12 protein-coding genes are annotated in these 8,912 nt (G+C 65.5%); all 12 read left to right on the top strand.

The features are described 5' to 3' along the window. The first annotated feature begins 472 nt into the window (after positions 1-472). Entirely contained in the window at positions 473-1,783 is a 1,311-nt protein-coding gene (gene secY / locus IEY88_RS43720; RefSeq protein WP_189160787.1) for a preprotein translocase subunit SecY, read from the top strand. After that, positions 1,784-2,332, top strand: coding sequence for an adenylate kinase (locus IEY88_RS43715; RefSeq protein WP_189160786.1), 549 nt, complete (start codon positions 1,784-1,786; stop codon positions 2,330-2,332). It begins immediately after the preceding gene. A 152-nt stretch (positions 2,333-2,484) separates the two neighbouring features. Further along, on the top strand, positions 2,485-3,270 hold the full coding sequence (gene map, locus IEY88_RS43710; RefSeq protein WP_189160785.1) for a type I methionyl aminopeptidase: 786 nt from the start codon (positions 2,485-2,487) through the stop codon (positions 3,268-3,270). A 203-nt stretch (positions 3,271-3,473) separates the two neighbouring features. Further along, the gene (locus tag IEY88_RS43705; RefSeq protein ID WP_189160784.1) at positions 3,474-4,055 is read left to right on the top strand and encodes a hypothetical protein; all 582 of its coding nucleotides are present in this window, start codon (positions 3,474-3,476) and stop codon (positions 4,053-4,055) included. A gap of 122 nt (positions 4,056-4,177) precedes the next feature. Then, the gene (gene infA / locus IEY88_RS43700) at positions 4,178-4,399 is read left to right on the top strand and encodes a translation initiation factor IF-1 (protein WP_005166804.1); all 222 of its coding nucleotides are present in this window, start codon (positions 4,178-4,180) and stop codon (positions 4,397-4,399) included. A 25-nt stretch (positions 4,400-4,424) separates the two neighbouring features. Further along, a complete protein-coding gene (gene rpmJ / locus IEY88_RS43695) occupies positions 4,425-4,538 on the top strand; it encodes a 50S ribosomal protein L36 (RefSeq protein WP_010148647.1) in 114 nt (37 codons plus the stop codon). 218 nt (positions 4,539-4,756) lie between these two features. Next, positions 4,757-5,137: a 30S ribosomal protein S13 gene (gene rpsM / locus IEY88_RS43690; RefSeq protein WP_045309821.1), complete on the top strand. Its 381-nt coding sequence runs from the start codon at positions 4,757-4,759 to the stop codon at positions 5,135-5,137. Between the two features lie 37 nt (positions 5,138-5,174). Continuing rightward, complete coding sequence (gene rpsK, locus IEY88_RS43685; RefSeq protein ID WP_015105236.1) at positions 5,175-5,582, top strand: 30S ribosomal protein S11; 408 nt, start codon at positions 5,175-5,177, stop codon at positions 5,580-5,582. A gap of 23 nt (positions 5,583-5,605) precedes the next feature. Continuing rightward, the gene (rpsD, locus tag IEY88_RS43680) at positions 5,606-6,211 is read left to right on the top strand and encodes a 30S ribosomal protein S4 (RefSeq protein WP_189160783.1); all 606 of its coding nucleotides are present in this window, start codon (positions 5,606-5,608) and stop codon (positions 6,209-6,211) included. Positions 6,212-6,362: 151 nt separating this feature from the next. Further along, on the top strand, positions 6,363-7,421 hold the full coding sequence (locus IEY88_RS43675) for a DNA-directed RNA polymerase subunit alpha (RefSeq protein ID WP_189160782.1): 1,059 nt from the start codon (positions 6,363-6,365) through the stop codon (positions 7,419-7,421). Between the two features lie 51 nt (positions 7,422-7,472). After that, positions 7,473-8,051, top strand: a complete 579-nt coding sequence (rplQ, locus tag IEY88_RS43670) for a 50S ribosomal protein L17 (protein WP_189160781.1) — start codon at positions 7,473-7,475, stop codon at positions 8,049-8,051. 56 nt (positions 8,052-8,107) lie between these two features. Then, positions 8,108-8,902 (top strand): tRNA pseudouridine(38-40) synthase TruA, encoded by a 795-nt coding sequence (gene truA, locus IEY88_RS43665; protein ID WP_229694354.1) that lies wholly within the window; start codon positions 8,108-8,110, stop codon positions 8,900-8,902. Positions 8,903-8,912 lie beyond the last annotated feature (10 nt).

Genomic DNA, 8,912 nt, shown 5'->3' with positions numbered 1-8,912 from the left:
CCTACCTGCATGCAGCAAGAGCTATGGCGCGACTCGTGATGGGACCCCACCGCCCAGTGCCTATGCGAAGGACGGCTCGCCTGCGGCATCGCAAGAGCGCGGTCGGCTCGCCTGCGGCATCGCGTGCGAGTGGTGTCTCGGTTGCTTGCCCGTGGCTCGTCTCGGGGGTTCTGCTCTGCGGGGATTTTTGCGGGAACTTTGCGGGGTGTGTGGACGTTCGCGGACGGCGTAATTGCTGCTCGTAGCACGGATTTGGTGTGGCTGATACCCCGGATGGGCTAGTGGTTCGGTCAGAGATCAACCGGTTGGAACCTGTGATTGGCCACTGGGTACGGCCTGGTCGGGGGAGGCTGTTAGAGTCGCGGGCTGAACCCGGATGTCCTCCGGGTTGCTTGGTCGTGGCTACCTGACTCGGCCTGCCAACTACCGCATGTGCCGGTCCCTGGGGGTCGGCAACGCTCAGGAGGTTCGCGTGCTCGGCGCATTCCGCTCGGCTCTCGCGACGCCGGATCTACGCAAGAAGATCCTGTTCACGCTCGGGATCATCATTGTGTACCGGCTTGGTGCGACCATGCCCGCGCCGGGCGTTTCCTTCAAGAACGTGCGGGCGTGTGCTGAAGCGCTTGAAGGCCAGAACATCTACTCGCTGATCAACCTGTTCAGCGGTGGTGCTCTGCTCAACCTGTCCGTGTTCGCGCTGGGCATCATGCCCTACATCACCGCGAGCATCATCATCCAGCTGCTCACCGTGGTGATTCCGCGGTTCGAGCAGTTGAAGAAGGAAGGACAGGCTGGTCAGGGCAAGCTCACGCAGTACACGCGCTACCTGACGATCGGTCTGGCCATCCTGCAGTCGACCGGTCTCGTGGCGCTGGCCGTGCGCGGGCAGCTCTTCGGCGAGTGCGACCAGGACGTCATCCCTGGCAAGGACAGCATCTTCACGCTGATCGTGCTGGTCATCACCATGACCGCCGGTACCTCGGTCATCATGTGGCTGGGTGAGCTCATCACCGAGAAGGGCATCGGCAACGGCATGTCGTTGCTGATCTTCACCGGTATCGCCGCCCGCATCCCCGCCGAGGGCAAGAACATCCTCGACAAGAGCGGCCTCACGTTCACCCTCGTGGTCGTGGCCGCTCTGATCATCATCGCGAGCGTCATCTACGTCGAGCAGGCCCAGCGTCGCATTCCGGTGCAGTACGCCAAGCGCATGATCGGCCGCCGCATGTACGGCGGTACGTCGACGTACCTTCCTCTCAAGGTGAACCAGGCCGGCGTCATCCCGGTCATCTTCGCCTCTTCGCTGCTGTACCTGCCGGACCTGATCGTGCGTCTGACCCAGGGCTCCTCCACCGAGCAGAACTGGTTCTCCACCTTCGTGCAGACCTACCTGGTCAAGCAGTCGAGCTGGGTGCACATCGCCACGTACTTCCTGCTCATCGTCTTCTTCACGTACTTCTACGTCGGCATCACGTTCAACCCGGACGAGCGTGCGGACGAGATGAAGAAGTTCGGTGGGTTCATCCCCGGCATCCGTCCCGGTCGCCCCACCGCCGAGTACCTCAAGTTCGTCCTGGGCCGCATCACGCTTCCCGGTTCGCTCTACCTCGGCATCGTGGCGATCCTGCCGAACCTGTTCCTGGACCTGACCGGCGACGGCCAGAACCAGAACTTCCCGTTCGGCGGCACCGCGGTTCTGATCATGGTCGGTGTCGGTCTCGACACCGTGAAGCAGATCGAGAGCCAGCTCATGCAGCGCAATTACGAAGGGTTCCTCCGCTAGATGCGACTCGTTCTCGTTGGCCCGCCCGGTGCGGGCAAGGGCACCCAGGCCGAAGTTCTGAGCCGCAAGCTCGGCGTGCCGCACATCTCGACGGGCGACCTCTTCCGGTCACACATCAGCAACCAGACCGAGCTCGGGCTGGAGGTGCAGAGCATCCTCGACGAGGGCGCTCTCGTGCCGGACTCCATCACGAACGAGATGGTGCGCAAGCGCTTGGCCGAGTCCGACGCTGCCGACGGGTTCCTGCTCGACGGGTTCCCCCGCAACGTCGCCCAGGCCGACAAGCTGGGTGAGTTCCTCGCTGTCGGTGGTCACTCGCTCGACGCGGTGCTGGAGTTCCGGGTCGACGAGGACGTCGTGGTGGAGCGGCTGCTCGCACGCGGGCGGACGGACGACAAGGAAGACGTCATCCGGCATCGCCAGCAGGTGTACCGCAACGAGACCGCGCCGCTGCTGAGCTACTACGCGGAGAAGGTCATCTCCATCGACGCCGTCGGTGAGATCGACGAGATCAGCGAGCGAGCGCTCACCGCGCTCAACGAGAAGTGACAGGCGGGCTTCTGCGCTCGTCGGCCTTCGGCCGACTTCGCTGGAGCCCGCAGTTCTTGCCGGGGGGACGATCCTCCGGTCCCCCTGCGGGTTCGGGCGCTGCGCGCCCCGACGCTTCGTGAACCCGCCCAGTTGAGTCGTTCGGTGAAGGCATGAGCAAGATCGAGATCAAGACCCGCGGCCAGCTGGAGGCCATGCGCGCCTCCGGCCTGGTCGTGGCGCGGGCCCTGCAGAACGTCATCGACGCGGTGAAGCCCGGTGTGTCCACGTGGGAGCTCGACGAGATCGCCGAGCAGACCATCCGCGACGCCGGCGCCGTCCCGTCGTTCAAGGGCTACCAGGGCTTCCCGGCGAGCATCTGCGCGTCGGTGAACGACCAGATCGTCCACGGCATCCCCAGCAAGACGCAGGTGCTGGCCGAGGGCGACCTGATCTCCGTCGACTGCGGTGCGATCCTCGACGACTGGCACGGCGACTCGGCCGTCACGGTCGGCGTCGGTGAGCTGTCTCCCGCGGACCACAAGCTGTCCGAGGCGACCAGGCTGTCGATGCTCGCGGGCATCGAGGCCGCGCTGCCCGGCGGCAGGCTCACGGACATCTCGTTCGCCATCGAGGCCTCGGCCATCGAGTCGGGGGAGCGCGACGGCATCGAGTACGGCATCGTCGCCGACTACGGCGGCCACGGCATCGGCTCCAAGATGCACATGGAGCCGTTCCTGCCGAACTACGGCAAGCCGGGCAAGGGGCCGAGGCTCAAGGTCGGCATGGCCATCGCGATCGAGCCGATGCTGACGCTCGGCACCGACGACTCCCAGGAGCTCGAGGACGGCTGGACCGTCATCACGCTCGACGGCACGCGTGCCGCGCACTGGGAGCACAGCGTCGCGATCACCGAGGACGGCCCCTGGGTGCTCACCGCGCCGGAGGAAAGCAAGTAGCCCCAACGGTTTTGGACATGGCCCCGTTCGCCCTCCGGTGAACGGGGCTATTTCGTTTGTCAGGGCCGATACGGTCGAGGTGACGAGCGAGTCCAATGCATGGGGGCATTGTGGGGGTAACCCGTTTCGTCCTGTCCGCCCTTCTGATTCCACTTGCAGGCTGCGCTGCCTCTAAGCCGGCCACCGATCTCACCTACCAGGACGTGCCGGCGGAGCGGATCGCCGACCGGATCTTCCTGGCGGACGCCATCGCGGCGGCGGAGGGCTGCCTGCCGCCGTTCTCCGACGTCGTCGTGCGGCGTCCGAACTTCATCAGTCCGCCGGCACCCGTCGACGGCGGGTGCGGCGGCAGCGTTCGTGCCACAGCGCCGTGGGAGTACGTCGACGCCGTGAGTCGCATCACGGTCCTGCACGACGCCGTCGTGCGGGAGTGGGACGTCCTGCTCCAGTCCGGGCCGGAGGCCGCCGAGACGCGGTCCTACGGGACCACATTGCTGCAGTGCCTCGACCGGGCCGGGTTCGTCCAGCGCGGTCCCGGCGATCCGAGCCTCGAGAGCTACGGCGTCGGATCGGGCGACATCGCGCTCGACAACGCAGCTCAGCAGTGTTCTGACAGCACCGGCTACGGGTGGAGAGCCGCCGCTCAACGCCTGCGGACGCTGAAGTCGGTGCTCGGCAGGCGCGAGTCCGAGATCAACGACATCGCGCGCCTGCGGCCCGTGCTCGAACGCGGTGTGCGGCCCGACGCGGGCCCGGAGGGGACCCGATTTGGGTTGCCGCAGTGAACTGCGTACACTGGTCAGGTGGCGCATCTGTCGCGCCGGTTCTGTCATGCCCTCGCAGGTGAGATCGAACCGGGCTGGGACGCGCCCAAACGTATTTATCACCGTCACGAAACGCGGAGGACATGGGCAAGAAGGACGGGGCCATTGAGGTCGAGGGCCGCGTAGTCGAGCCGCTCCCCAACGCGATGTTCAGGGTCGAGTTGGAGAACGGTCACAAGGTACTCGCGCACATCAGCGGCAAGATGCGACAGCACTACATCCGCATCCTCCCTGAGGACCGGGTTGTCGTGGAGCTCTCGCCCTACGACCTGTCCCGCGGGCGCATCGTCTACCGCTACAAGTGACCTCCAGTAGCAGGAGATCTCAGGCGTGAAGGTTCAGCCGAGCGTCAAGAAGATCTGCGACAAGTGCAAGGTGATCCGCCGTCACGGCCGGGTCATGGTGATCTGCGAGAACCTGCGCCACAAGCAGCGCCAGGGCTGAGCAGTTCCACTCGCGCTCGTCGAGATCCTTCGATGACGCAGTAACGAGACACTCCTCGCACCTACCGCACGGGCTCCATCGCGTGCGGACACCCCCGGATTCCAGGCCGGGGCCGGGACACCGGCTGTGAGAGCAGCCGGAACGACACACAGCGAGTCAGTCACCGGAATTGGGCGAGGAGCAGACCTGGAAGTCAACCGACAGGAGTTAACCGCCACATGGCACGACTCGCTGGCGTAGACCTCCCCCGCGAAAAGCGGATGGAGATCGCGCTCACCTACATCTTCGGCATCGGTCGTACGCGCTCCAAGGAGCTGCTCGCCGCCACGGAGATCTCCCCGGACCTCCGGGTGAAGGATCTGACGGACGACGACCTCGCCAAGCTGCGGGACCACATCGAGACGAACTACAAGGTCGAGGGTGACCTTCGCCGTGAGGTCGCGGCCGACATCCGTCGCAAGATGGAGATCGGTTGCTACGAAGGTCTTCGGCACCGTCGTGGCCTGCCCGTTCGCGGACAGCGCACCAAGACGAACGCCCGTACCCGCAAGGGTCCGAAGAAGACCGTGGCCGGCAAGAAGAAGGCCGGCAAGAAGTAAGACCTCGCGTCTACTGCCCTCAACTTAGGAGTTCGTTTTGCCACCCAAGTCCCGTACGGGCGCCGGGGTCAAGAAGGTCCGGCGCAAGGAAAAGAAGAACGTCTCGCACGGCCAGGCGCACATCAAGAGCACGTTCAACAACACCATCGTGTCCATCACGGACCCGCTGGGCAACGTGATCAGCTGGGCGTCCGCCGGCCACGTGGGCTTCAAGGGCTCTCGCAAGTCCACGCCGTTCGCGGCGCAGATGGCTGCCGAGAACGCCGCCCGCAAGGCCGCCGAGCACGGCATGCGCAAGGTGGACGTGTTCGTCAAGGGTCCCGGCTCCGGCCGTGAGACCGCGATCCGTTCGCTGCAGGCCGCCGGTCTCGAGGTCGGCACCATTCAGGACGTGACCCCGCAGCCCCACAACGGCTGCCGCCCGCCCAAGCGGCGCCGGGTCTGAGGAACGGGGAGGAGTAAGAACTCATGGCTCGTTATACGGGACCCGCGACGCGCATCTCGCGTCGCCTCAAGGTTGACCTCGTCGGTGGGGACCAGGCGTTCGAGCGCCGTCCGTACCCGCCCGGCCAGCATGGCCGTGGCCGGGTCAAGGAGTCCGAGTACCTGCTGCAGCTCCAGGAGAAGCAGAAGGCTCGCTACACCTACGGCGTCCTCGAGAAGCAGTTCGTCCGCTACTACAAGGAAGCGGTTCGCCGTCCGGGCAAGACCGGCGAGAACCTGCTCCAGATCCTCGAGGCCCGCCTCGACAACGTGGTGTACCGCGCGGGCCTCGCCCGCACGCGTCGCCAGGCCCGCCAGCTGGTCAGCCACGGTCACTTCATCGTGAACGGCCACAAGGTCAACATCCCGAGCTTCCAGGTGTCGAAGTTCGACATCATCGACGTGAAGCCGAAGTCCATGCCCACGCTGCCCTTCGAGGCTGCGCGCGCGTCCTTCGGTGACCGCCCGATTCCCGCTTGGCTGCAGGTCGTGTCCTCGAACCTGCGCATCCTCGTGCACCAGCTGCCCGAGCGCGCGCAGATCGACACGCCCGTCACCGAGCAGCTCATCGTCGAGCTCTACTCGAAGTGATCCTCTCCGAGCCACTGTCCTCCGTGGACAGTGGCTCGGGTCGGGTCCCGCATCGGCGCGAAGGGTGTGCCGAGTGCGTTTGCCGGTCTCCGCGACTGGCTGTTGTTGACGGCGTCAAATAGCGGGCGTCGTTGTAGAAAGGTTGAACCCAGTGCTGATTTCCCAGCGCCCCTCGCTCGCCGAGGAAGCGGTCTCCGAGACCCGTTCCCGGTTCGTCATCGAACCGCTGGAGCCGGGCTTCGGTTACACGCTCGGCAACTCGATCCGCCGCACGCTGCTCTCGTCGATCCCCGGTGCTGCTGTCACGAGCATCCGCATCGACGGCGTGCTGCACGAGTTCACCACGGTTCCCGGGGTGAAGGAGGACGTCACCGACGTCATCCTGAACCTCAAGGAGCTCGTCGTCTCGTCCGAGGAGGACGAGCCGGTGACCATGTACCTGCGCAAGCAGGGCCCCGGTGTGGTGACCGCGGGCGACATCGTGCCTCCGGCCGGTGTCACCGTGCACAACCCCGACCTGCACATCGCGACCCTGAACGGCAAGGGGAAGCTGGAGATCGAGCTCGTCGTCGAGCGCGGTCGCGGCTACGTCCCGGCTGTCCAGAACAAGCAGGCGGGCGCCGAGATCGGCCGCATCCCCGTCGACTCGATCTACTCGCCGGTTCTCAAGGTGACGTACAAGGTCGAGGCCACTCGTGTCGAGCAGCGTACGGACTTCGACAAGCTGATCCTCGACGTGGAGAGCAAGCCCTCGATCACTCCGAGGGACGCAGTCGCCTCCGCGGGCAAGACCCTGGTTGAGCTGTTCGGCCTCGCTCGCGAGCTGAACATCGACGCCGAGGGCATCGAGATCGGCCCGTCGCCGGCCGAGGCTGACACCATCGCCGCGTTCGCGATGCCTATCGAGGACCTGGACCTCACGGTCCGGTCTTACAACTGCTTGAAGCGGGAAGGCATCCACACCGTCGGCGAGCTCGTGTCGCGCAGCGAGGCGGACCTGCTGGACATCCGCAACTTCGGTGCGAAGTCGATCGACGAGGTCAAGATGAAGCTCGTCGGCCTCGGCCTCGCCCTGAAGGACTCGCCTCCTGGGTTCGACCCGTCCGCGGCTGCTGCCGACTACCACGCCGGTGACTCCGGCTGGGGCGCCGGTGCCGGCCTGGACACCCACGACGACGGCCAGGACTACGCGGAGACCGAGCAGCTCTGACGCTCTGATTCAGAGCTAGAGGATCTCTTTTAGTAACTACAGGAGCAAGCGATGCCCACCCCTACCAAGGGCCCCCGGCTCGGTGGGTCTCCGGCGCACGAGCGGCTGCTGCTCGCCAACCTGGCGACGGCGCTGTTCCAGCACGGCCGGATCAAGACCACTGAGGCCAAGGCGAAGCGGCTGCGTCCGTACGCCGAAAAGATCATCTCCAAGGCCAAGGCCGGCGACCTGCACAACCGTCGCGAGATCATGAAGGTGATCCGCGACAAGGACGTCGTGCACAAGCTGATCGCCGAGATCGGTCCGTTCTTCAGCGACCGTTCCGGTGGCTACACCCGCATCACCAAGACGCTGGCGCGCAAGGGCGACAACGCCCCCATGGCCATCATCGAGCTGGTGCAGCAGAAGCTCGTCTCCACCGAGGCCGAGGCTGCGCGCAAGACCAAGTTCGCCAAGGACGAGAAGCCGGCTGAGACCGCCGTCGTCGACCAGGACGCTGACGCGCCCGAGTCCGCGACCAAGGACGCTGCCGACGAGCCCGCCGAGGGCGCTGTCGAGGTCGACGGCGAGCCGTCGGCCGAGGACGTCAAGGCGGAAGAGGCCAAGGACGAGTCCAAGGACAAGTCCTGACGCTGAACGCTGACGAGCCCGTCGTTCCCTCTTCTGGGAGCGGCGGGCTCGTTCGTGTGCGGTTCGACCTGGGGTATGACGGGACTTCGTTCTCCGGGTGGGCGCGGCAGCCGTCCCGGCGGACTGTGTGCGGGGTGCTCGAGGACACGCTTTCCATGGTGTTGCGGGAAGACGTGTCGTTGACTGTGGCTGGGCGGACCGATGCCGGGGTGCACGCCTCTGGGCAGGTTGCTCACGCTGATCTGCCTTCGTCTGTGGATGTCGCCGGGTTGGCCAAGCGGTTGGCTCGGGCGTTGCCTGCGGATGTTCGGGTTTTCTCGGCTCGGGTGGTGCCTGGGGAGTTCGACGCTCGGTTTTCGGCGTTGCGGCGGCACTACGAGTACCGGGTTGCGGATGCTGAGTTTGGTGCGCATCCGTTGCGGCGGTTGGACACCCTTGCCTGGCCTCGTCCGTTGGACGTTTCGGCTATGAACGTTGCTGCTGGGTTGTTGTTGGGGGAGCACGACTTTTGCGCGTTTTGCAAGCGGCGTGAAGGGGCTACCACTATTCGGGAGCTGCAGCGGCTCGAGCTGGTGCGGGATCCTGGGGATGGGGTGGTCACGGCGTTTGTGTCGGCTGATGCGTTCTGCCATTCGATGGTTCGGTCGTTGGTCGGGGCGTTGCTGGCTGTGGGGGAGGGGCGGAAGGCTGTTTCGTGGCCTTCGTCGCTGTTGTCGCTTAGTGGGCGGGCTAGTGGGGTTACCGTGGCTCCTGCTCATGGGTTGTGTCTGGTTCGGGTGGATTTCCCTGGGGATGGGGAGTTGGCGGCTCGGGCTTCGGCTACTCGGCGGGTTCGGACGTTGTCTTCCTGAGTTTGGTTGT

The sequence above is a fragment of the Lentzea pudingi genome, assembly GCF_014646255.1.
In the GTDB taxonomy this organism is placed as follows: domain Bacteria; phylum Actinomycetota; class Actinomycetes; order Mycobacteriales; family Pseudonocardiaceae; genus Lentzea; species Lentzea pudingi.
This window is presented reverse-complemented; position numbering and strand designations above follow the sequence as displayed.